Source organism: Stenotrophomonas sp. 59 (assembly GCF_030291095.1).
GTDB lineage: Bacteria > Pseudomonadota > Gammaproteobacteria > Xanthomonadales > Xanthomonadaceae > Stenotrophomonas > Stenotrophomonas maltophilia_Q.
The window spans coordinates 24,042-45,722 of the sequence record NZ_CP127408.1 but is presented as its reverse complement, the minus strand read 5'-3'; the positions used below and the strand labels follow the sequence as shown (position 1 = coordinate 45,722).

General features: G+C 67.0%; 19 protein-coding genes. 10 read left to right on the top strand and 9 right to left on the bottom strand.

What is annotated here, in order from left to right; translation table 11 throughout:
• Window positions 1–41: 41 nt before the first annotated feature.
• The 3 genes from mutM to QP552_RS00195 all read right to left on the bottom strand — a co-directional run bounded on the left by mutM (window position 42) and on the right by QP552_RS00195 (window position 2,472).
• Window positions 42–854, bottom strand: a complete 813-nt coding sequence (gene mutM, locus QP552_RS00205) for a bifunctional DNA-formamidopyrimidine glycosylase/DNA-(apurinic or apyrimidinic site) lyase (protein WP_005421105.1) — start codon at window positions 852–854, stop codon at window positions 42–44.
• A gap of 86 nt (window positions 855–940) precedes the next feature.
• The gene (locus QP552_RS00200; protein ID WP_286074630.1) at window positions 941–1,273 is read right to left on the bottom strand and encodes a hypothetical protein; all 333 of its coding nucleotides are present in this window, start codon (window positions 1,271–1,273) and stop codon (window positions 941–943) included.
• Window positions 1,270–2,472, bottom strand: a complete 1,203-nt coding sequence (locus tag QP552_RS00195) for a fatty acid desaturase (RefSeq protein ID WP_286074629.1) — start codon at window positions 2,470–2,472, stop codon at window positions 1,270–1,272. The genes QP552_RS00200 and QP552_RS00195 overlap by 4 nt, the downstream gene beginning before the upstream one ends.
• A gap of 151 nt (window positions 2,473–2,623) precedes the next feature.
• Between QP552_RS00195 and QP552_RS00190 the strand changes: the two genes are divergently transcribed.
• Window positions 2,624–3,445 carry an ATP-binding cassette domain-containing protein gene (locus QP552_RS00190; protein ID WP_106551401.1) on the top strand — a complete coding sequence of 274 codons (822 nt, stop codon included), beginning with the start codon at window positions 2,624–2,626 and terminating at the stop codon, window positions 3,443–3,445.
• A gap of 382 nt (window positions 3,446–3,827) precedes the next feature.
• Here QP552_RS00190 and QP552_RS00185 read toward each other — a convergent pair whose 3' ends face one another.
• A complete protein-coding gene (locus QP552_RS00185; protein WP_286074628.1) occupies window positions 3,828–5,030 on the bottom strand; it encodes a DUF4785 domain-containing protein in 1,203 nt (400 codons plus the stop codon).
• An 11-nt stretch (window positions 5,031–5,041) separates the two neighbouring features.
• Window positions 5,042–5,920, bottom strand: coding sequence for a hypothetical protein (locus QP552_RS00180; protein WP_286074627.1), 879 nt, complete (start codon window positions 5,918–5,920; stop codon window positions 5,042–5,044).
• A gap of 261 nt (window positions 5,921–6,181) precedes the next feature.
• Here QP552_RS00180 and QP552_RS00175 point away from each other — a divergent pair, with 261 nt between their 5' ends.
• Entirely contained in the window at window positions 6,182–7,021 is an 840-nt protein-coding gene (locus QP552_RS00175) for a phosphatase PAP2 family protein (RefSeq protein WP_286074626.1), read from the top strand.
• A 148-nt stretch (window positions 7,022–7,169) separates the two neighbouring features.
• Here QP552_RS00175 and QP552_RS00170 read toward each other — a convergent pair whose 3' ends face one another.
• Entirely contained in the window at window positions 7,170–9,440 is a 2,271-nt protein-coding gene (locus tag QP552_RS00170) for a TonB-dependent receptor (protein WP_099552628.1), read from the bottom strand.
• A gap of 158 nt (window positions 9,441–9,598) precedes the next feature.
• Here QP552_RS00170 and QP552_RS00165 point away from each other — a divergent pair, with 158 nt between their 5' ends.
• Both QP552_RS00165 and QP552_RS00160 read left to right on the top strand, forming a co-directional pair.
• The gene (locus tag QP552_RS00165) at window positions 9,599–10,612 is read left to right on the top strand and encodes a TIGR00266 family protein (RefSeq protein ID WP_106551273.1); all 1,014 of its coding nucleotides are present in this window, start codon (window positions 9,599–9,601) and stop codon (window positions 10,610–10,612) included.
• A 179-nt stretch (window positions 10,613–10,791) separates the two neighbouring features.
• Window positions 10,792–11,784, top strand: a complete 993-nt coding sequence (locus tag QP552_RS00160; RefSeq protein ID WP_005411784.1) for a patatin-like phospholipase family protein — start codon at window positions 10,792–10,794, stop codon at window positions 11,782–11,784.
• A gap of 46 nt (window positions 11,785–11,830) precedes the next feature.
• Here QP552_RS00160 and QP552_RS00155 read toward each other — a convergent pair whose 3' ends face one another.
• Complete coding sequence (locus tag QP552_RS00155; RefSeq protein ID WP_286074625.1) at window positions 11,831–12,574, bottom strand: hypothetical protein; 744 nt, start codon at window positions 12,572–12,574, stop codon at window positions 11,831–11,833.
• A 147-nt stretch (window positions 12,575–12,721) separates the two neighbouring features.
• Window positions 12,722–13,207, bottom strand: a complete 486-nt coding sequence (locus QP552_RS00150; protein ID WP_014645428.1) for an Lrp/AsnC family transcriptional regulator — start codon at window positions 13,205–13,207, stop codon at window positions 12,722–12,724.
• Between the two features lie 125 nt (window positions 13,208–13,332).
• On the opposite strand from QP552_RS00150, the gene phhA reads away from it, so the two are divergent.
• Window positions 13,333–14,226, top strand: coding sequence for a phenylalanine 4-monooxygenase (gene phhA, locus QP552_RS00145; protein WP_111111890.1), 894 nt, complete (start codon window positions 13,333–13,335; stop codon window positions 14,224–14,226).
• A 105-nt stretch (window positions 14,227–14,331) separates the two neighbouring features.
• Here the strand turns inward: phhA and QP552_RS00140 are convergent, their stop codons facing one another.
• On the bottom strand, window positions 14,332–15,387 hold the full coding sequence (locus QP552_RS00140; RefSeq protein ID WP_111111889.1) for a LacI family DNA-binding transcriptional regulator: 1,056 nt from the start codon (window positions 15,385–15,387) through the stop codon (window positions 14,332–14,334).
• A gap of 238 nt (window positions 15,388–15,625) precedes the next feature.
• Here QP552_RS00140 and QP552_RS00135 point away from each other — a divergent pair, with 238 nt between their 5' ends.
• From QP552_RS00135 to QP552_RS00115, 5 genes are all read left to right on the top strand, one after another.
• Window positions 15,626–16,216: a cysteine dioxygenase family protein gene (locus tag QP552_RS00135; protein ID WP_286074623.1), complete on the top strand. Its 591-nt coding sequence runs from the start codon at window positions 15,626–15,628 to the stop codon at window positions 16,214–16,216.
• 117 nt (window positions 16,217–16,333) lie between these two features.
• A complete protein-coding gene (gene eda / locus QP552_RS00130; protein ID WP_286074621.1) occupies window positions 16,334–16,972 on the top strand; it encodes a bifunctional 4-hydroxy-2-oxoglutarate aldolase/2-dehydro-3-deoxy-phosphogluconate aldolase in 639 nt (212 codons plus the stop codon).
• Window positions 16,973–17,068: 96 nt separating this feature from the next.
• Window positions 17,069–18,097 carry an alcohol dehydrogenase AdhP gene (gene adhP, locus QP552_RS00125; protein WP_111111888.1) on the top strand — a complete coding sequence of 343 codons (1,029 nt, stop codon included), beginning with the start codon at window positions 17,069–17,071 and terminating at the stop codon, window positions 18,095–18,097.
• A 171-nt stretch (window positions 18,098–18,268) separates the two neighbouring features.
• Window positions 18,269–18,667, top strand: a complete 399-nt coding sequence (locus QP552_RS00120; RefSeq protein WP_286074620.1) for a hypothetical protein — start codon at window positions 18,269–18,271, stop codon at window positions 18,665–18,667.
• A 168-nt stretch (window positions 18,668–18,835) separates the two neighbouring features.
• Complete coding sequence (locus tag QP552_RS00115; protein WP_286074619.1) at window positions 18,836–21,589, top strand: TonB-dependent receptor; 2,754 nt, start codon at window positions 18,836–18,838, stop codon at window positions 21,587–21,589.
• Window positions 21,590–21,681: the final 92 nt, after the last annotated feature.

Sequence of the window (21,681 nt, the reverse complement as noted above, 5' to 3'; positions counted from 1 at the left end):
GAGACGCGCCCTGCCCGTTCAGCTGCCGCTGGCCGCCCGGCTCAGCGCTGGCAGTGGCTGCACCAGACGCTGGCGCGCTGGCCGATGGTGGCGTGCTTCAGCGCGCGGCCACAGTTCGGGCACGGCAGGCCATCGCGGCCGTATACCAGCAGTTCCTGCTCGAAGTAGCCCGGCGCGCCATCGGGGCTGATGAAGTCGCGCAGGGTGGTGCCACCACGGGTGATGGCGTAGCCGAGGATCTCCTTCACCGCGTCAGCCAGCCGCTGGTAGCGCTCGCGCGAGATCTTCCCGGCCTCGCGCAGCGGACTGATGCCAGCCTTGAACAGGCTTTCGGCAGCGTAGATGTTGCCCACGCCCACCACCACCGCCTGGTCCATCAGGAAGGTCTTCACCGGCGCGCTGCGGCCACGGCTGCGGGCGAACAGGTAGTCGCCGTCGAAGGCATCATCCAGCGGCTCCGGGCCCAGCCCCTGCAGCAGCGGATGGATCTCGCCGGCCGGCTGCCACAGCAGGCTGCCGAAGCGGCGCGGGTCGTTGAAGCGCAGCAGGCGGCCGTTGTCCAGGCTGATATCCACATGGTCGTGCGCGCGCAGCGGGGTGTCGCCGGGCAGCACGCGCAGGCTGCCGGACATGCCCAGGTGCAGCACGGCGCTGCCGATGGCGGTATCCAGCAGCAGGTACTTGGCGCGCCGGCGGATGTCCTCGATGCGCTGCCCCGGCAGCAACTCGGCCACTTCCGGCGGAATCGGCCAGCGCAGATCGGCCCGGCGCAGGATCACCCCATGCACGCGACGGCCCTGCAGGTGCGGCGCCAAGCCGCGGCGTGTGGTTTCGACTTCGGGCAGTTCAGGCATGCGGCGATTCTACGCCGGGCATGGCCCGGCGCTACCGGGCCCGATGCACCTGGCAGCGCCGGGCCATGCCCGGCGACGGTGCAGAGTCAGCGCGGCGGCGCCGCCAACTCCCGTGCATCCAGGAAGCCGTCGCCGTTGGCATCCTGCGTGTGGAAGCGCTTCACGATCACCTGCCGCTGCTGCTCGCGGCTTATCGCCCTGCCCTTGCCGCCGGGCAGCTCCTCGGCGCCCAGCACGCCATCACCGTTGCGGTCCATGCGGTCGAAGGCATACAGCATCCACTGCACGTACTCGGCCTCGCTGACCTTGCCATCGCCATCGCTGTCCATCCGCTGCAGATAGCTGGCGGTGTCGGTGACCTGGGCCAGCACCGCGCCCGGCACCAGCGCCGCCAGCAGCAGTCCGTACCCTGCCCTCACGCGCCCACCAGGCTGTAGCCCTTCAATCGTGCGGCGTAGGCCTGCAACGCGGCGATACCGCTTTCCTCGGCCTCGCGGCACCACGCCTGCAGCTGATGCAGGCGCTCGGCCGCATCGTGGCCGCGCGCTTCCAGCAACACGGCCAGGCGCCCCCGGTACTCGACCAGGGTGCGGATGCGCGGCCGTTGCGCCACCCATTCGCTGAGCTGGGCGCGGCTGTCCGGCTTCAACCAGCGGCCATCATTGACCAGGCCACGGCGCAGCCGGCGCGGCAGCAGGCGACGCAGCTTGGCCCCGGCGTGGGCGGCCTCCTCGCGCAGGGCCGGCATGAACACATTGCGCTGGTAGTCGGTCATCGCCTGGAAGCGGTGCGAGAGCAGCGCCTTCAGCGTTTCGGCATCGGGCACGGCGATGTTCGGGCGTACGTCCATGGCCGGTGCAACGCGAAGCACCTTGGCCAGGCGCAGTCCCTGCAGCAGGCGGATCGCACTCCAGCCGATGTCGAATTCCCAGCGCCGCATCGCGAAGCGCGCCGAACTGGGGAAGGCATGATGGTTGTTGTGCAGCTCCTCACCACCGATCCAGAACCCCCACGGCGTCAGGTTCGTGGAGGTATCGGCCGATTCGTAGTTGCGGTACCCCCACCAGTGACCCAGGCCATTGACCACACCTGCGGCCCAGAACGGGATCCACGCCATCTGGATCGCCCACAGGGCCACGCCGGGCAGGCCGAACAGCACGCTGTTGATCGCCAGCAGCAGCACCGGGCCGAGCGTGGCGTGCGGGGTATACAGGTGGCGCTCGATCGCATCATCCGGGGTGCCACGCCCGTACTGCTCGATGTCCGCGCGCATGCCGCGCGCTTCGCGGTACAGCTCCACGCCATGCCAGAACACCTTGCCGATGCCACGGGTGACCGGGCTGTGCGGATCGTCCTCGGTTTCCACCTTGGCGTGGTGCTTGCGATGGATGGCCACCCACTCGCGGGTGATCATCGAGGTGGTCAGCCACAGCCAGAACCGGAACACGTGGGCCAGTGCCGGGTGGAAATCGACCCCGCGATGGGCCTGGCTGCGATGCAGGTACAGGGTCACCGAGAAGATGGTGATCTGGGTGAAGACCAGCAGCACCGCCAGCATGGCCCACCAGCCCAGGCCCAGCACACCACCGGTCAACAGGGACATCAGGGCATCGGGCATGGCGGCTCTCCGTATCGACGCGGGGATGGCAGACATCATGGGCGCTTGCGTTGCAAACTGCATCCCTGCGGCGGTGATTGCCACCGTCATCCGTGGCACCGTTCACAGTTGGGGACCTGAATTGTCGAGCCTTGATCCACGCGCCAGCACCATGACTGCCGCCCCGCCCGTTGCGGAGCTGCCCCCCTTGATCGAACTGGACCGCGCCACCGTGGTGCGCGGCCAGGTGAAGGTGCTGCACGGGCTCAGCCTGCGCATCGCGCAGGGCCAGCACACTGCCCTGCTCGGCCCCAACGGTTGCGGCAAATCGACCTTCATCAAGCTGATCACCCGCGAGCTGTACCCGCTGGCGCAAAGCGACGGCTCGGTGGCCGTGAAGGTGCTGGGCCAGAACCGCTGGCAGGTGGACCGGCTGCGTTCGCAGCTGGGCATCGTCACCGGCGATCTCAGCAGCAACCTGGCCGACATGCCGGGGCTGACCGTGGAACAGGCGGTGCTGTCCGGCTTCTTCGCCAGCTACGTGGTGCCGGCCTTCCGCGAGGTGACTGCCGACATGCGTGCACGCGTCGGTGAGACACTGGCGATGACCGGCGCCCTATCCCTGCGCGAGCGCGCCTATGCCGAGCTGTCGGCCGGCGAGACCCGCCGGGTGCTGATCGCCCGCGCGCTGGTCAACCGCCCGCAGGCGCTGCTGCTGGACGAGCCCTCCACCGGTCTGGACCTGGTCGCCCGCGAACAGCTGGTGGCGACCATGCGGGTGCTCGCCCAGCAGGGCATCACCCTGGTGCTGGTGACCCACCACATCGAAGAGATCATTCCCGAGATCGAACGCGTGGTGCTGCTGCGCGACGGTCGCGTGCTGGCCGATGGCACCCGTGCCGAGCTGCTGCGCAACGAACCGCTGTCGGCGGTGTTCGGCGGCGCCATCACCGTGTGCGAGCAGGAAGGCCGGCTGACCGCGTACGCGGGCTGAGACGGAGCCCTTGAGGGAAACAAGGGGCTTGGAAACCGACGGGCCCGGGAAACCGATGGGCCCGGGAAACCGATGGGCTCGGGAAACCGATGGGCTCGGAAACCGATGGGCCTGGGAAACCGAGGGGCCCGGGAAACCGGCGGGCTCGGAAACCGGCGGCGGTAGAGTCGACTGTTAGTCGACTATCGCGCGCAGCGCGGGATCTTTGCGATTCAGGCGAAAGGCAGTCGACTAACAGTCGACTCTACCCCGTCGTCACGCCATCCCCCCGTCATGGCATCCCCTCGTCACGCCATCCCCGTCGTGATGCCATTCCCCATGTGATGCCATTCCGCCGCCATGCCGGTGCAGCGGGCCGGAACCCGGCCCGCTGCACCCAGCCTCAGAACCTCAACGCCAGCGCGCGCGATTCGATCGGTGCCATCCGGCTCTGGTCCTGCAGCTGCAGGTCGCGCAGCTCATACGGCGCACCGAAACCGGCCGGCAATGCGGCCTGGTCGAACGGCAGCACCAGCTGGCCCGCGCCCGGGCCATCGAACCAGGCCGCCGCATGCGCCTGCGCTACCGGCTTCAGCTGGCCATCGCGACCGGTGGCATACAGCGTGCCACGCGCCTCGTAACGGCCAGCGGCGGCTACCTGCATTGGCAGTGCGACCTGTCGACTGGCCGGGTCCGGCGCCGCCTGGCCACTGAAGCGCGCGGTCGGACGCGCCACCGCGAAGGCGACCTTGCCATCGCGCAACACACCATCGGCCTGGGCGAACACCTGCAGCTCCCACAGCCCCTGCGCGTTGCCGACATCAGCCGGAATCCGCACCTGCGCACGCAGGGCACCATCGGTGGTGCGCAGCAGGCGCTGCGGCCAGCTGCGGCCGTCCGGCGCAACCAGCAACGCTTCACCACCCAGGCTGCTGCGGCGTGAGGCCAGCGTTGCGGGAGTAGCGCCGTCTTCCAGCAGGCGCGCCTGCAGCTGCAGGTTGCCACCGGCCAGCACCTGCCCTTGGTTGGCCTGCACCTCCAGCCGCAACGGACTGTTCGGCTCCAGTACCTGCACCACGTAGCGGCCCTGTGCCTGCGCGCTCTGCAGCGTGTACGCACCGGCTGCACTGGTCGCGCCGGTACGCAGCATGCTGCTGCCATCACTCACCGGCATGCCGGCCTCCTGCAGCGCGCGCGCGTCGACACTGCGGGCCACGCTGCTGCGGCCTGCCGGGTCGCGCACCTGCAACGAGTTGGCCGGCACTGCACGCGCGCCTTCTGCCGGGCTCAGCTGGATCACCGCATCGGCGGCCGTCAGCGGCAGATCGAGGCCGCGCTGCAGTTGCGTGCCATCGACCTGCTGCCAGTAGCTGCGGCTGACCGAGGCATACGGAGTCGCCGCCTGCAACGATTGCGCCGGGTCCAGCGCCCAGGCGAAGAACAGCGGTGCCCGTTCGCTGTCATCGGCCGGCAACGGCGCGGCAACCAGCGCAGCGGGCACCTGATCGCCGGCACGTGCGGCATTCAACGGCTGCGCAGCCTGCGCTGTGGAAAGGGACAGCATCGCCAGCACCGCGCTGGCCAGCAGGGTGGAATGGATCGTCATGGTCGTCTCCCTCACTGGGTCAGGTCGTTGCGCAGGATCATGCCGAGGCCGAAGCACTCGCGACGGCTCTGGTTGTGGCTGAGCGGCTCTGCCCCCTGGGTGCGCTGCGTGTCGGTGAACCAGGTGGTACCTGCGGCCTTCTGGCTGCTGCATTCCAGGAAACCATCGGAGCAGGACGACAGCCAGTTCTGGGTGAACTCCAGGCCGACATTGGCGGCATAGCCCCCGCAGTAGCTGTTGCTGTCCCACACCGCCGATTCGACATCGCTGCCGACCACCGCGCGGAACGGTTTGGGCAGCGCCGGGCGGCCTGCGGTGCCATACAGGTTCTGCGCGTTGTAAGTCGCCATGCTCGCCACCTGCTGCTGGCGCACGGCATCGTTCTTGTAGCCCAGCAGCCAGCCCAGCGAAGTTTCGAAGGTATTGCCGTTGAGCACCGCATCGGCCAACGGCGTACCGCCCGAGGAAGGTGCCAGCGCGGTGACCTTGCGCACCGTGCGGATGATCTTCGGGTAGCGGCTGTCGTAGGTCGGGTTGGACAGGATCCAGCGCACCACGTTGCCGCCGTTGGAATGGGTGATCACCACCAGCTGGGTGATGCCACGGCTGTCGATGAAGCTGGTCAGCTGGTTGGCCAGGCAGCCGGCGGCCTCCGGCTTCCACATGTACTGGGTGAAGTCGCAGTTGATGACCACGTAGTTGCTGCTGTTCGGCAGGCCCTGGCGCACGGTGTCGATGATGGCCGGCTGCCAGTAGTCTTGGGTGGCGTTGGTCTGCGCGCCGGTGCCATGCACGAAGGCCACGCCGACCACGTCGGCGGCCTGCGCCGGTGTTGCTGCAAGCCCGAGGAGCAGGGCCAGGACGGTACTTCCTGTTGCGGTGCTGCGCATCGCTTCTCTCCCTCTGTCTGCGGATCCCCCCGACCCGGCTGGAACTGGACGGCCCTGGCGCTTGCCGTTGTGCCGATGCTCACGGTGCAGCGGCGTGAAAGTCCGTGCGCTGCGCCCGGGTTCAGGAGACTGACGCCATTCGATGACGTTTTTCATATCGCGGCAATGACCATGCCGGGTCTGGCCGTATGACCGATGGCCACTGCGGTGTCGTACACGGACTGCGATCATGGCGCGATGTTTTTTCTCCGGAGCCCGTCCATGTCGCTGATTTCCCACCCTGCCCGCCCGCTGCTCGGCCCTGCCGTGGCCGTGGCCCTGGCCGGTTGTGCCGCCACCGCCGCCAAGCCGACCGCCGTCGAAGCCAACATCACCACCAAGGCCGTGGGCTATCTGGACAAGGATGCGGTCCCGGCCAGCCTGGACCTGGTGCCGGCGCCGCCGGTGGCCGGTTCGGCCGCCCTTGCCCTGGACGAACAGGTCAGCCGTGAAGCCCGAGCACTGCGTGGCAGCCCGCGCTTCGCCCAGGCCGGCGTCGATGCCGAACTCGGCTTCCCGGAAGGCGCCAACCACTTCTCCTGTGCCGCCGACATCGACGTCGACGCGGTGAAGACCCCGGCGCTGTACCGCCTGCTGGAGCGCAGCCGGATCGACGCCAGTGCCGCCACCAAGGCCGCCAAGAACCACTACCAGCGGCCGCGCCCGTTCATGGTCAACGGTGAGCCGACCTGCGCGCCGAAGGATGAAGAGGGCCTGCGCAGGAACGGCTCCTACCCGTCCGGCCATACCTCGATCGGCTGGGCCTGGGCACTGATCCTGTCGGAGATCGCACCGGACCGCGCCGATGCGATCCAGGCCCGTGGCCGCAACTACGGCGAGAGCCGCCTGGTGTGCAACGTGCACTGGCAGAGCGACATCCTGGAAGGCCGCTTCATGGGCGCCGCCGCCGTGGCCCGCCTGCACGACAACGCCGCGTTCAACAAGGATCTGCTGGCCGCGCGCAAGGAGATCGCCGCCGCTCGCAAGGCCGGCCTGCATTCCAGCCGTGACTGCGCCACCGAGAACGCGGTGCTGAAGGTGCGCCCGCAGAGCGCGCTGTAAGCGCACGCCGGATGGACCGTTGCCGGCCAGCGGCCGGCACTACCGGTTGCGACGCATGGGTAGCGCCGGGCCATGCCCGGCGGACACCGAACGCAGAAGGGCCGGCATTGCGCCGGCCCTTCTTCATTGCATCAACGCAGCAACCGCATCAGAACTTCGCGGTGAACTCCACGCCCCAGGTACGCGGCTCGTTGAGGAAGCCGGTCAGGTTGTTGAAGTCGATCGCACCGACCACGCGGGTCTGGTTGGTCAGGTTGCGGCCGAACACGGCCACGTCGTACTGGCCGTAATCCCAGTTGTAGCCCAGGCGCAGGCCGCCTTCCAGCGAACTACGGCCGCGGAATTCCGGCGACTCGTAGATGAAGAAGTTCACCGCACTGCGGTAGGCCCAGTCGGTGTAGGCGTACAGCTCGCTTCCGTCGCTGAGCGGGAAGCCAACGCGCAGGGTCGCGTTGTGGATCCACTTCGGTGCCTGCGGCAACGGGTTGCCGTTGACCAGCGCATAGGTCTGGCCGTTGATCACCGTGGTCGGGTCGGTAATGGTGCAGCCACCGCCGCAGATCGCCACCGCCAGGTTCTTGTCCTTGATCTCGGTGTCGTTGTAGCTGCTGCCGAAGGTCAGCAGGACGTTGTCGGCCAGGTAGGCCTCCAGGTCCAGCTCCACGCCCTGGCCGATGGTCTTGTCGGCATTGAGCAGGGTGGCGGTGTTGTTGGTGCCGCCCACGGCGATCAGCTGCTGGCCGTCGACGTTGTAGCGGAACACGCTCAGGCCCAGGCGCGCGCGGCGCTCGAACAGGTCGGCCTTGATGCCGGCTTCATACGAGATCACCTTCTCCGAATCGGCCTGCGACAGGCCCGGCGCGAAGGCCAGGCGGCCCTGGATCGACGGTGCGCGGAAGCCCTTGGCCACGCGGGCGTAGGCGTTGATGTCGTCGGTCAGCTTGTACACGCCGCTGACATCCCAGCTGACGTCGTTGACGTCGGTGTTGGCCAGGTACGGGCCGCTGACCGGGGTGCCGAACGGAACGGCCTGCAGCACGCTGGCGCTGAAGTCCTTCTTGTCCTGGGTGTAGCGCACGCCGGCGCGCAGCTTGAAGCGGTCGGTGACGTCGAAGTCACCCGAAGCGAACACCGCCCACGCCTTGTTGCGCTGGTTCTGCACCACGTGGCCGGTCTGCGGGTTGCCCGGGGTCAGCGAGTCGTAGTTGAAGTTGTTGATGGTCACGTCTTCATCGAAGTAGAAGACGCCGGCCTGCCAGTCGAAGCGGCCCCATTCGTTGGACTCGATGCGCACTTCCTGCGTCCACTGGCGGTGGTGCGGCAGGCCGTCGGCCGACTCCGACGAGAACGGAATCAGGCCCGGGCCGTAGTTGCCGGCACCGAGGAAGGCCGCGCCGTAGCCGCCGTCGATGTCACCGCGGTTGAGCGATTCGGCGGTCTCGTAGCCGGTGATCGAGTGCAGGGTCACCGAGCCGAGGTTCCACTGCAGGCGCGCGCTGCCGCCCCAGGTTTCCAGGTCGGAGAAGTTGACGCCGTCGTTGGCCACCTTGTCGCGGTCGAAGTTCTCGACCAGCGAATTGCCGCCCTTCTGGATGATGTTGGCGCGGAACAGGCGCGCGGTGCCGTTGAGCTTGCGCTTGTGCAGGTTGAACAGCGCTTCGAAGTCGTCGCCTTCGTACAGGAACTGCACGCGGCCGGCGGCTTCGTCATAGCCTTCGAAACCACTGTTGGGGGCACCGGCACGGGTGTTGTCGACCCAGTCATCGCGGCGCTGGTAGATCGCCGAGACACGTGCCGACCAGCGGTCGGTCAGCGGGCCGCCGTAGGCGCCCTGCACGTTCCAGCTGTTGTAGCTGCCGTAGCCCACGCGCACGTAGCCGTCGGCATCCTGCGACGGACGCGCCGAATCGAACTTGACCACGCCGGCCGGGGTGTTGCGGCCGAACAGCGTGCCCTGCGGGCCACGCAGCACTTCCACGTTGGCCAGATCGAACAGCGGGAAGCCCTTCAGCAGCGGGCTTTCCTGCACCACGTCGTCATACACCAGCGACACCGGCTGCGAAGCATTGAGGTCGAAATCGGTGTTGCCCAGGCCACGGATGTAGAAGCGCGGGAAGGCACGGCCGTAGGACGACTCGATGTTGAGGCTGGGCACGCGCGCGGCCAGGAAGCGGATGTCATCGCCGGCCGAGCCGAGCACATCCAGCTTCTCGCCCTGGATCGCGCTCAGTGCGACCGGTACGTCCTTGGCGTTCTCGACGCGGCGCTGCGCGGTCACCTGCAGGGCATCGAGGGCAACCGGATCCTTGGCAGCGGGGGTTTCCTGGGCGGCTGCTACCAGCGGCAGCAGGGCGGAAAGAGCGGCAACGAGGGGGCGCGCGACCGGAAGGCGGCCACGGGAAGTACGGGTCGGGGACATGGCGGTAGGCTGTGTTTGGAGGGGTGGTAAAACGGCGCTACCAGATAATTGTTGCAATACAGCACCTACGCCGCAAATGCCCGCCGTTCATGGCCCCGTCGCCGGCGCCCCCGGGCGCTCGCTAGACTCGGGGTTTCCACCGCGACGGACCCGCCGCCATGACCCAGTGGTACTTCCATGCCTCCGCCCAGGCCGAGCGCATCGGCCCGCTTGATGACGAGGCCGCGCGCCGCTACGCGCAGGCCAATCCACGCGCCCTGGCCTGGTGCCAGGGCATGAGCGGGTGGACGCCGATCGCCGAGGTGGCCGAGCTGCAGGCGCCGGCCCCGGGCATGCCCAACACCCCGCCGCCGGTGCCGGCAGGCACCAGCGGTCGCGCCGACGACATCGAGTTCCGCATCGTCGGCCATGAAATGCAGTTCGTGGAGATCGAGCTCGACCCCGGCGAGAGCGCCATCGCCGAGGCCGGCGCGCTGATGTTCAAGGACGCCACGGTGCAGATGGACACGGTGTTCGGCGCCGCCAACGGCGAGCAGAGCGGGTTCATGGGCAAGGTGATGGCCGCCGGCAAGCGCGTGCTGACCGGGGAGAGCCTGTTCGCTACCGTCTACACGCAGAGCGGCCACGGCAAGGGCAAGGTCGCCTTCGCCGCGCCCTACCCCGGCACCGTGCTGGCGATGAAACTGGACCAGCATGGCGGGCGCCTGATCTGCCAGAAGGACAGCTTCCTGGCCGGTGCCCGTGGCGTGCAGATCGGCGTGCAGTTCCAGCGCAAGATCATGACCGGCCTGTTCGGCGGCGAGGGCTTCATCATGCAGAAGCTGGAAGGCGACGGCTGGGTGTTCATCCACGCCGGCGGCTGCGTGGTCGAGCGCGAGCTGGCTGCCGGTGAACGCCTGGACGTGGATACCGGCTGCGTGGTGGCGTATCACCCCACGGTGGACATGGACGTGCGCCGGGTCGCCGGCATCAAGAGCATGTTGTTCGGTGGCGAGGGCGTGTTCCTGGCCACGCTGACCGGGCCAGGCAAGGTCTGGTTGCAGTCGCTGCCGTTCTCGCGCCTGGCTGGCCGCATGTGGATGGCCGCACCGCAGGGCGGTGGCCAGAGCCGCGGCGAAGGTTCGGTGCTGGGGGGTCTTGGCCGGATGCTGGACGGCGACAACCGGTTCTGACCCACTCGTTTGGTAGGTGCCGACCTTGGTCGGCACTGGAATCTGCGTGTGCCGACCAAGGTCGGCACCTACCGGGGTCGTTTTTTGCTGAATAGGCAACTTCCCCACCCTGCCCGCCCCGCCACGGCTTCGGTATGCTGGCGCCCTTTCCCGAGTCCGGCGCCGCGAGCGCACTGCCGATGAGCCTGTTCCGCCCCCGCATGCTGCTGTCCGTCGCCCTGATCGGCCTGCTGGCCGGCTGCGGCGGTGATCCGGTCCGCCCCACGCCGCCGCCGGCCCCCACCGTGGTGCCGCAGGCCAAGCCGGTGAAGATCGGTATCGCGCTCGGCGGTGGTGCGGCCAAGGGCTTCGCCCACATCGGCGTGATCAAGATGCTGGAAGCCAATGGCTTCGAGCCCGCGGTGGTGTCCGGCACCAGTGCCGGCAGCGTGGTCGGCGCGCTGTATGCCAGCGGCATGGACGCCTTCCAGATGCAGAGCAAGGCGGTGGCGCTGGATGAAGCCAGCATCCGCGACGTGCGCCTGTTCTCCGGTGGCCTGGTGCAGGGCCAGAAGCTGCAGGACTACGTCAACGAACAGGTCGCCAACCGTCCGGCCGAACGCCTGAAGAAGCCGTTCGCCGCCGTCGCCACTCAGTTGGAAACCGGCGAGCGCGCGATCTTCGTGCGCGGCAACGTCGGCCAGGCGGTGCGCGCGTCGAGCAGCATTCCCGGTGTGTTCGAGCCGGTGAAGATCGGCGGTCGCAACTACATTGATGGCGGTGTGGTCAGCCCGGTGCCGGTGGATGCCGCACGCCAGCTCGGCGCCGACTTCGTGATCGCCGTGGACATTTCCAGCAAGGCCAGCGGCAAGGCGCCGACCGACATGCTGGGCATCGTCAACCAGTCCATCTCGATCATGGGCCAGCGCCTCGGTGAGCAGGAACTGGCGCGCGCCGACATCGTCATCCGCCCGAAGGTACTGGACATCGGTGCCGCCGACTTCAGCCAGCGTGGCACTGCGATCCTGGAAGGCGAAAAGGCCGCGATGGCAGCGATGCCGCAGATCCGCGCCAGGATCCAGCAGCTGCAGCGCGCGCGTGCCGCCGCGGCCGCACCGGCGCCGGTGGCTGCCCCCAAGTGCGAGGAAGCCTCGCGCCTGGGCAAGCTGATGGGCCGCAAGGACAAGTGCTGAGGGCAACCCGCTCCATGCGGGTCACCCCCAGGGGCCTCACGACGGGTCAGGCGCCGATCTGGGCCAGTGCGTCATTGGCGGCGGCCGTCACCGAGCTGCCGTAGCCATGGATGTACGAGCCGTTGCAGACCAGCGTGGCGTGCAGAATGACGCCATTGATTTCGGCCTTCTCGAAGTTGCAGCTCTGGCCTGCCGCTGTGGAATAACGCATCAGTCGCATGGCGATGACGTTGGCGTCATCGATGCTGGCACCGAGCCCACTGATGGACCAGCTCTTCAGGGTCTGCGTGTTGCCGCAGTCGTAGCGGAAACGGAACCCCCAGGATTCCGGATAGTACGAACCCTGCAGGGGCGCTGAGCAATGGGTACCCGTGGCCGCCATTTCCGTCGCGATGGCCAGCGAGTTGCGCGCCGCGGTGGTGGGTGAGTTGCCCACGCCGGCAATCGGCCAGCCATTGCAGACGAACTGGGCGAAAACACCCTTGCCGTAGGCACCACTGACGATGCTGCTGGCATCCGCGCTGCAGCTCACGCCAGCCTGCAGCACCGCCATGAAGCCGTTGAGGTTCTCCACCGCTTCATTGACCGAGACGCCGATTCCATAGACATAGCTACCATTGCACTGGCGCTTGGCCAGCGTCGACGAGTTGCTGGTCATGCCGACGAATTCAGTGGTACCGCAACTCAACGCCAGAGGTTGGGCATTGGTGATCTGGGGGGAAGCACCTGCAGCGGCCGGCATCAGGCCAGCGGCAAGCAGGGCAATGACAGGAGCAAGGCAGACTTTCATGTCGATCTCTCCGGACAAGGTTGTCCAGTGAGTCTAGGAAGGCCGATCGCGTCACTCTGTCAGATGTTCATCCGTCTCACCGTAGGAAAATGCCTTGTGTCGTCCAGGATGCAAAGCAAGTCACGCTCTCCCACATCCGCCAGCTGATCATGGCTCCAGCTGCGACAGCGGCAATGCCTGGAATCCCTTCACCGTGCGCAGCACGAAGCTGGAATTGGCATCGGCCACGCCGCCGGCATTGAGCAGCCGGTCCAGCAGGAAGTGCGAGAAGTGCTCCAGGTCGCGCACGTAGACGTGCAGCAGGTAATCCATGTCGCCGGTCAGTGCATGGCAGGCCACCACTTCATCCCACGCTTGCACGCTGTCCACGAAGTGGCCGATGGCGGCCTGGTCGTGCTTTTCCAGCTGCACGCGCACGAAGGCCTGCAGGCCCAGGCGCAACTGCCGCGGTTCCAGCCGCGCACCGTAGCCGACGATCACGCCCTCGCTTTCCAGCCGCTGCAGGCGGCGCAGGCAGGCCGAGGGCGATAGGTTCACCCGCGTCGCCAACTCGGCGTTGGTGGCGCGCCCATCCCGCTGGATTTCAGCCAGCAGGCGTATATCCGTGCGATCGAACTGGACTTCTCCGGCCATTGTTGCCCCGCAACATGGTGAGTACGCAATGATCTTGCGCCAACAAGGCCATTCGGCGCAACTTTTGCAACCCTGTTGCGCGAGCTCTGCCCTAGCATCGTGAGTATCCCACTCAGGAGTGCCCCATGGACCTCGCCCAGCCCCGCCGCGTCGAACACCAGCAGACCGACAAGGGCTACGTGCCGGTGTACACCACCGCGCTCGTCGAGCAGCCGTGGGACACCTATAGCGCAGACGACCACGCCACCTGGAGCACGCTGTACCAGCGCCAGCGCGAGCTGCTGGTCGGCCGCGCCTGCCAGGAATTCCTGGATGCACAGGACGAGATGGGCATGAGCGCGCACATGATTCCGCGCTTCGACCAGCTCAACGAAGTACTCGGCGCCGCCACCGGCTGGACCCTGGTCGGCGTCGAAGGCCTGCTGCCGGAACTGGATTTCTTCGACCACCTGGCCAATCGCCGCTTCCCGGTGACCTGGTGGATCCGTCGCCCCGACCAGATCGACTACATCGCCGAGCCGGACCTGTTCCACGATCTGTTCGGCCATGTGCCGCTGCTGATGAACCCGGTGTTCGCCGATTACATGGAGGCGTACGGGCGCGGCGGCGTCAAAGCGCACGCGATCGGCCCGGATGCGCTGCAGAACCTGACCCGCCTGTACTGGTACACGGTGGAGTTCGGCCTGATCGACACGCCCGAAGGCCTGCGCATCTACGGTGCCGGCATCGTGTCGTCGAAGGGTGAATCGCTGTACTCGCTGGAATCGGCTGCGCCCAACCGCATCGGCTTCGACCTGCAGCGCATCATGCGCACGAAGTACCGCATCGACACCTTCCAGAAGACCTACTTCGTCATCGACAGCTTCGAACAGCTGATGCAGGCGACGTCACCGGACTTCACCCCGATCTACGCGGCACTGGCCGACCAGGCGCACCTGCCGGCCGGTGAGGTGCAGAGCGATGACCGCGTGTTCCAGGAGGGCACGGGGGAAGGCTGGGCCGACGGCGGCGACGTGTAAGCACACAGCGCGCACGGCTTTGCACTGGAAACGGCGCACATGGGTGCGCCGTGTTCGTTGTTGCCTGCCTGCGCCACTGCAGCGGCGCAGGCGAGGGCAGGGCACTCAGGCGTCCACGGCCCGGCAGGAACCACGCACCATCAGCTGTGGATGCACGCTGGCCGCAGTCGGGGCCTCAGGCACCTCGGTCTGCACCAGCATCGCCGCCGCCATGCGGCCAATGTCGGACACATGGCGGCGCACCGAAGTCAGCGGCGGCCACAACCGCGAGGCCAGCGGACTGTCGTCGTAGCTGACGATCGACAGCTGCTGTGGCACGGCAATTCCCGCACGCAGCGCAACCTGGTAGACACCGGCCGCCATCTCGTCGTTGCCGGCGAAGATCGCGCTGGGGCGTTGCCCGCCCATCAGCAGGCGCTCGGCGGCATGCACGCCAGACTCGAAGGTGTCGCCCGCTTCCAGCACGCGCTCGCCCGGCAAGGTCAGCCCCACCTGGGCCAACCGGTCAAGGAAGCCGTGGGTGCGCTCACGCGCCGCGCGCCGGTCTCCCGGCCCCGCGATCACCGCGATATCACGATGGCCGAGCGAGAGCAGGTAACCCGCTGCTGCTGCCGCGCCATCGCGATCGTGGGTGACCACCGCCTGCACTTCATCCTCCGACGCATGTGCGTTGATGCGCACGTAGCGGCAATCGATGTCGTCCAGCATCTGCGCGAGTGCAACCGATTCGGATGCACGCGGGCCGAGGATCACCCCATGCAGCTTCTGCTGCTGCACGAAGCGTCGCACGCCCTGCGCGCACTCCGGGTCCTGGCTGTCGCAGGGATGCACCACCAGCTCATAACCGGTGCCGCGCAGCGCTTCCAGCGCGCCATGCTGCAGGTCGACGATGCATTGGGCGCCCGGGTCGTCATACACCAGGCCGATCAGGAAGGAGCGGCGGAACGCGAGCCCGCGCGCCAGAGGGTCGGGCACGTAACCGACCTCGCGCATCAACGCCTCGACCTTGTCGCGGGTGTCCTTGCGCACCAGCGGCGAGTTGTTGATGATTCTTGAAACCGTTTTCTTGGAAACTCCCGACAGTCGTGCGATGTCGTTGATCGTGGCAGCCTTGCCCTTCGATGCCGGCAACGCGGCATCGCTAATAATTCGCACTGACATGTATAGAACCAGGTAAGTCGGAGAAGTCTAGCCTTGCGCTCGTCGGGCGCGAAGTTGCGGAATGTCGCAGCTGGAGCGGAACACGTCGTGTTCGACATGTTCTATCGCGTGGGGTTCCATTGTGATCGCTCTACTGCATTTGCATCTGAACCGTTTTTCACGCGCGCTTGCCATGAATGCGGGTGCGACGCGCGCGATCACCAACATTCCCTTAACCAGGCTCCGCTACAGTCGGGGCATGGACCTGCAGACCTCTCCGTTTCCGGCGTTCCGTGGCCGCGACCGGTTGATCGCCGCAGTCGACGCGGCGATGACCGCCGGTGATGCCGAGCGCATCACCGCCGACCTGCAGCTGGCGCTGCAGGAAGCCATCGCGGACAGCCGCATCGAGTTGCCCGAATGCGTGCACCGTCCGGTCAGTGATCATTACGCGCGACGCCCGCTGTACCACAGCCGCGAACACGGCTACAGCGTGATTGCCATGAGCTGGGGCCCAGGGCAGGGCACGCCGCTGCACGACCACGATGCCATGTGGTGTGTGGAGGGCGTGTGGTCGGGCGAGCTGGAGATCACCCGCTATGAACTGCTGGAGTGCGCCGGCGAGCGCTGGCGCTTCCGCCGCCATGCCGTGCTGCGCGGCGGCTGCGGCAGTGCCGGCAGCCTGATTCCACCGCATGAGTACCACACCCTGCGCAATGCCAGCGATGAGGCCCTGGCCATTTCGGTGCATGTGTACGAAGCGCCGATGGAACGTTCGGCGGTGTTCGATCCGCTTGGAGGCGACTGGTACCAGCGCCGTATCCAGGCGTTGCAGGCCGATCCGGCCTGAGCCGGGCAGAGGGCAGGGCAGCGGACAGCGCCTTCGCAGCGCGCATGGCATCATGCGCCGCTGCGCTGCCGGACCCGGCGGCGATCCGCAATGCCCCGTCGGGCAAGGAGCAAGACCATGTCCAGCGCTGATCCGCGCCTGCGCGCGCTGTTGAAGCTGGCACCGGTGATTCCGGTGTACACCCCCGAAGACGTGAATGAAGCCGTCGAAGTAGCCCAGGCGCTGTTCCGCGGTGGCCTGCCGGTGATCGAGGTGACCCTGCGCACGCCGCAGGCGCTGAACGCCATCAAGGCGATGGTCGAGGCCGTGCCGGATGCGGTGATCGGCGCCGGTACCGTGCTCAATGCCGCACAGATGCAGGCAGCGAAGCAGGCCGGCGCGCGCTTCGCGGTGTCGCCCGGCGCTACGCCGGCGCTGTATGCCGCCGCACGCGATGCCGACCTGCCGTACCTGCCCGGTGCCGCCACCGCCTCGGACCTGATCCTGGGCCTGGAGCACGGCAAGGACACCTTCAAGTTCTTCCCCGCGGTGCAGGCCGGCGGTGCCGCGCTGCTGGCGGCCTGGCACGGCCCGTTCGCCGACGTGCGCTTCTGCCCGACCGGCGGCATCAGCGCGCAGACTGCGCCGCAGTTCCTGCACCTGCCCAATGTGCTGTGCGTGGGCGGTTCGTGGCTGACCACCCCGGCGCTGCTGCAGACCCGTGACTGGGAGGCGATCGAACGCCTGGCGCGCGAGGCATCGGTGCTGGCCAGCTGAACACGCTGCACGAATCTCCAAAGGTTTGATCGTGATCAAAGCGCCGGCCTCGAGCCGGCGTCATTCTGTGGGCAAGCGCACTGCGGAGATCCGAACATGCAATCCACCATGAAGGCCGCCGTCGTACGCGAGTTCGGCAAGCCGCTGGTCATCGAGGAAGTCTCGGTACCGCGCCCGGGGGCGGGCGAGGTGCTGGTCAGGATCGAGGCCTGTGGCGTCTGCCACACCGACCTGCACGCCGCCGAGGGCGACTGGCCGGTGAAACCGAACCCGCCATTCATCCCCGGCCACGAGGGCGTGGGGCACGTCGTGGCCGTGGGAGGCGGGGTAGGGCACGTCAAGGAAGGCGACAGGGTCGGCATCCCCTGGTTGTACTCGGCGTGTGGCCATTGCGAACACTGCCTGGGCGGCTGGGAAACGCTGTGCGAAACGCAGCGCAACACCGGCTACTCGGTCAACGGCGGCTTCGCCGAGTACGCACTGGCCGATGCCAACTATGTCGGCCTGCTTCCGAAGGAAGTGGGCTTCGTCGAGATCGCGCCGGTGCTGTGCGCCGGCGTGACCGTCTACAAGGGCCTGAAGGTCACCGACACCAAGCCCGGTGACTGGGTGGCGATCTCTGGCATCGGCGGCCTGGGCCACATGGCGGTGCAGTACGCCCGCGCAATGGGCCTGAACGTGGCCGCGGTGGACGTGGATGACAGCAAGCTGGCGCTGGCGCGGCAGCTCGGTGCGCAGGTCACCGTCAACGCGCGCACCACCGACCCGGCCGCGTTCCTGAAAAGGGAGATCGGCGGCGCACACGGCGCCCTGGTCACCGCGGTGTCGCCCAAGGCGTTCGAACAGGCGCTGGGCATGGTCCGTCGCGGTGGCACCGTATCGCTCAACGGCCTGCCGCCCGGCAACTTCCCGCTGGATATCTTCGGCATGGTGCTCAACGGCATCACCGTGCGCGGCTCGATCGTCGGCACCCGGCTGGACCTGCAGGAATCGCTGCAGTTCGCCGCCGAAGGCAAGGTCGCGGCCACGGTCAGCACCGATCGCCTGGAAAACATCAACGACGTGTTCGCGCGCATGCACGCGGGCACCATCGAAGGCCGCGTGGTGCTCGACTTCGCCGCCTGACCGCCTGTGCATGGCCGCCGCTGCTCCGTACCCCTCTCCCACGGGCACGGCGGCCGTGCCGATCCAACGGATCGGATCCACCGGGTCGGGTCCCATCGGTCCCAGACGGATGGGCTCTGACCCATTGCAACCCGACGGCACGACCGCATCGCGCAGCCGTACAATGCGCGCATGCCCGGCCTGCTCAAGACCCTGTTCCTGTCCATCGTCGCCCTGATCGGCGGCGTGCTGTCGCTTGCCCTGGTCAGCAGCGTCGCCAGCTGGCTGCCGCCGCTGCTGGGCCTGTCGCCGGGCAACAACAGCGTGCAGCTGGGCTGGGACCTGGCCTTCAGCGTGCTCGGCGGCATCGCCGGCATTGCCTTCGCCACCTACTACGCACCCTGCTGGCCGCGTTCGCACGGCTTCTCGATCTGGTCGCTGATCGCGCTGGGCTGCGGCTATGCCATGTGGACGGTGGGTGCGGATTTCCCGCTGTGGTTCGTCATTGCATTGCTGGCGTCGCTGCCGGTGCAGCTGCTGGTCGGCTGGTGGTTCGGCCGTCGCGCCTCGCGCAGCGCAACACAGGCTTAATAATTCCTCCCTAGGCTCGGTGCCCGCCGAACGTCGGCAACGCGGCGCAGGGGTCTGTCCCATGGATACCGGGCAGGCGCGGCGCGGATCACCACAGGGAACCGGGGAATCCATCCGATGCGTCACCCAATCCGGGAGGCTGCCACCGCAGCCCCTCCAGCGAAGCGTTTGTCCCGTGCCGTGCACGCCGTGCTGATCGGCGGCCTGGCCGTGCTGCCCGTCGACGCCATGGCCGAAGCCGAAGAGGCCGACGGCGATACCCGTGAACAGCTGCAGCAGCTGGACACGGTCACTGTCACCGGCAGCTACGCGAAGAGCCTGGAGCGCGCGGTCGATCTCAAGCGCGCCAACATCGGTTTCTCCGATTCGATCGTCGCCACCGACGTGGCTGATTTCCCCGAGCAGAATCTGGCAGAGGCGCTGCAGCGCATGCCCGGCGTCACCATCGAACGCAACAAGGGCCTGGGCAGCAAGGTCAGCGTGCGCGGGTTGCCCAGCGAGTTCACCCTGGTCTCCATCAACAACCTGGCCACCGCCTCGGGCAGTGGCGGGCGCGACGTGCAGTTCGACATCTTCGCCGCCGACGTGGTGCAGACGGTCACCGTGCAGAAGTCACCGACCGCTGCGGATGAGGAAGGTGGCATCGCCGGTTCGGTCTACATCGAGACCGCCAAGCCGTTCGACTACGCCGAACCGAAGTTCAGCGCCTCGGCCGAGGCCTCGCACAATTCGATCAACGGCAAAGTCGACCCGAAGATCTCATTCCTGGCCAGTGACACCTGGGGCGACTGGGGCGGTCTGGTGTCGTTCTCCAAGGCCAAGCGCAGCAACCGCACCGACTCCAATTCCGGCATCAACTTCCGCCCGATGGGGCGCTTCCTGGAAGCCTCCGGTACGCGCTCGTCGCAGGCCGCCGCGGTGCTGGCGCGCGATGCGGGAATCGCGGTGAAGAACCGCATGGACAAGGACGAGACCAGCCGCATCATCTTCCAGGACAAGGTTGGTGACCGCGTCTACCTCAACGAACAGGACCAGTGGGGCGCTACGGCATCGCTGCAGTTCAAGCCCAGCGAAACGTTCACGCTGAGCTTCGACGCCATGCTCGGCGGCTACGACACGCATGAAGACGAGTACGATGCGGCGGCCTATTCGGCCTCCAGCCGCAGCACGCTCGAGCGCATTCACGAGTACGACAAGACCACGCTGGGCGCGTACGGCATCACCGTACTCAAGGACGTGGCCTACACCGCCACCCAGCACGAGATCCTCAGCAAGGACCGCAACGCCAACACCGACTATCGCCAGTTCAGCAGCAAGCTGGACTGGAAGGTAGGCAGCTGGGACATCGATGCGCTGGTCGGCTATTCCGGTGCACGCAGGGATTCGGACTACGCCAACCTCAAGCACGTGGCCTATGCCCCGTCGCGCACGCGCTGGACCGGCAATGGTGGCGAAACCGTGCCGAGCAGCGCCGGTAGTTTCGACATGTACAACGCCGCCAGCAGGTACCTGTTCGAAGCGTACGAAACCGAAGTGGAGAAGGTGAAGGATGACAAGTACGCCGCGCAGCTGGACCTGCGCCGGCAGATGAACCTGGCCTTCTTCCCGGCGCTGAGCGCGGTGCAGTTCGGCGCGCGCTACACCGACAAGACCAAGCAGCGTGAGTTCGGCAGCGGCAAGATCCAGGGCCCTTCGGCAGGCAGCACCGCATGGGTGAACACGCGCACGCTGGCCGACAGCAACCCGATGTGGATCAGCCAGCTGGCCCCGGGTGGCGCCTATCGCCCCAGCGATCTGGACTGGCAGCAGATCTCCAACGCCTACGCACGCGCCACCTTCCGCTATCCTGGCTATGCCACGCCGCTGGATCCCGGCCAGTACTACGAAGTGAAGGAGAAGACCCTGGCGCTGTACGCCATGGCCGACTTCTACTTCGATATCGGCCATGTGCCGGTATACGCCAACCTCGGCGTGCGTTCTATCGATACCGACGTCGACTCCTCCGGCTTCCATCCGGTGCAGAAGCCCGATGGCAGCAGCGGCTTCACTGCCGCGCCGATTTCCAGCAGCGGCGACTACAGCAAGATCCTGCCCAGCTTCAACTTCACCGCCGAGATCGCCGAGGGCCTGGTGCTGCGCGGTGCTGCGTCGGAGACGCTGATGCGTCCGTCGCTGACCGACATCGCCTACCGCCGCACCGTCAGCTGGAGCAGCTTCCGCTTCATGGACGGCAACCCCGCACTGAAGCCGACTACGGCCAGGCAGTGGGAAGTGGGCCTGGAGAAGTACCTGCAGAATGGCGGCCTGCTGGCCGCGTCGTACTTCTCCAAGAAGATCGATGGCGTGGTGCGGCAGTCGCTGACCGGCATCGAGCGCAACGTCGAGAAGCTCAACGCCAATGGTTCGCTGGATGGCTACTACGACTTCGAGGTGTACCAGCCGGTCAATGCCGACGGTTCGTACAAGGTCAGCGGCGTGGAACTGGTCGCGCAGCTGCCGCTGTCGATGCTGCATCCGGCGCTGGAAGGGTGGGGCATCAATGCCAACTACACCCAGCTGGACAATTCGCTGACCGGCGCCTCGGATCTCTCGATCCCGACGCCGCCAGAGGGCCTGGCCGAAAAGGCCTACAACTTCACCCTGTACTACGAGAACGATCGCTTCAGCGCACGCGCCTCGTATAACTACAAGGACAAGTACGTCGAGTACATCCACCTCAACATGTACCCGGTCTACCGCGATGCCTATGGCCAGCTGGATGCTTCGATCGGCTTCCGCCTGAACGAGACCTGGAAGCTGAACCTGGAAGCGATCAACCTGCTGGACGAGAAGACCCGCGGCTACACGATCGACAAGGCGTTCCCGACCCAGTACGAGTTCTCCGGTCGCCGCGTGACCGCCGGCATCCGCGCGGACTTCTGAGCCGCCAACTGCTGCCATTGACCGCTGATGAAGCCGAGCATGGGCTCGGCTCCACAGGTTCACGGGTACCACCGCGTTCTGTGCAGCCGAGC

Excerpts from the sequence above, each read along its gene's own strand:
- mutM (WP_005421105.1), bottom strand. The coding sequence starts at position 854 with ATGCCTGAACTGCCCGAAGTCGAAACCACACGCCGCGGCTTGGCGCCG.
- QP552_RS00195 (WP_286074629.1), bottom strand. The coding sequence starts at position 2,472 with ATGCCCGATGCCCTGATGTCCCTGTTGACCGGTGGTGTGCTGGGCCTG.
- QP552_RS00190 (WP_106551401.1), top strand. The coding sequence starts at position 2,624 with ATGACTGCCGCCCCGCCCGTTGCGGAGCTGCCCCCCTTGATCGAACTG.
- QP552_RS00185 (WP_286074628.1), bottom strand. The coding sequence starts at position 5,030 with ATGACGATCCATTCCACCCTGCTGGCCAGCGCGGTGCTGGCGATGCTG.
- QP552_RS00180 (WP_286074627.1), bottom strand. The coding sequence starts at position 5,920 with ATGCGCAGCACCGCAACAGGAAGTACCGTCCTGGCCCTGCTCCTCGGG.
- QP552_RS00175 (WP_286074626.1), top strand. The coding sequence starts at position 6,182 with ATGTCGCTGATTTCCCACCCTGCCCGCCCGCTGCTCGGCCCTGCCGTG.
- QP552_RS00170 (WP_099552628.1), bottom strand. The coding sequence starts at position 9,440 with ATGTCCCCGACCCGTACTTCCCGTGGCCGCCTTCCGGTCGCGCGCCCC.
- QP552_RS00165 (WP_106551273.1), top strand. The coding sequence starts at position 9,599 with ATGACCCAGTGGTACTTCCATGCCTCCGCCCAGGCCGAGCGCATCGGC.
- QP552_RS00160 (WP_005411784.1), top strand. The coding sequence starts at position 10,792 with ATGAGCCTGTTCCGCCCCCGCATGCTGCTGTCCGTCGCCCTGATCGGC.
- QP552_RS00155 (WP_286074625.1), bottom strand. The coding sequence starts at position 12,574 with ATGAAAGTCTGCCTTGCTCCTGTCATTGCCCTGCTTGCCGCTGGCCTG.
- QP552_RS00150 (WP_014645428.1), bottom strand. The coding sequence starts at position 13,207 with ATGGCCGGAGAAGTCCAGTTCGATCGCACGGATATACGCCTGCTGGCT.
- phhA (WP_111111890.1), top strand. The coding sequence starts at position 13,333 with ATGGACCTCGCCCAGCCCCGCCGCGTCGAACACCAGCAGACCGACAAG.
- QP552_RS00140 (WP_111111889.1), bottom strand. The coding sequence starts at position 15,387 with ATGTCAGTGCGAATTATTAGCGATGCCGCGTTGCCGGCATCGAAGGGC.
- QP552_RS00135 (WP_286074623.1), top strand. The coding sequence starts at position 15,626 with ATGGACCTGCAGACCTCTCCGTTTCCGGCGTTCCGTGGCCGCGACCGG.
- eda (WP_286074621.1), top strand. The coding sequence starts at position 16,334 with ATGTCCAGCGCTGATCCGCGCCTGCGCGCGCTGTTGAAGCTGGCACCG.
- adhP (WP_111111888.1), top strand. The coding sequence starts at position 17,069 with ATGCAATCCACCATGAAGGCCGCCGTCGTACGCGAGTTCGGCAAGCCG.
- QP552_RS00120 (WP_286074620.1), top strand. The coding sequence starts at position 18,269 with ATGCCCGGCCTGCTCAAGACCCTGTTCCTGTCCATCGTCGCCCTGATC.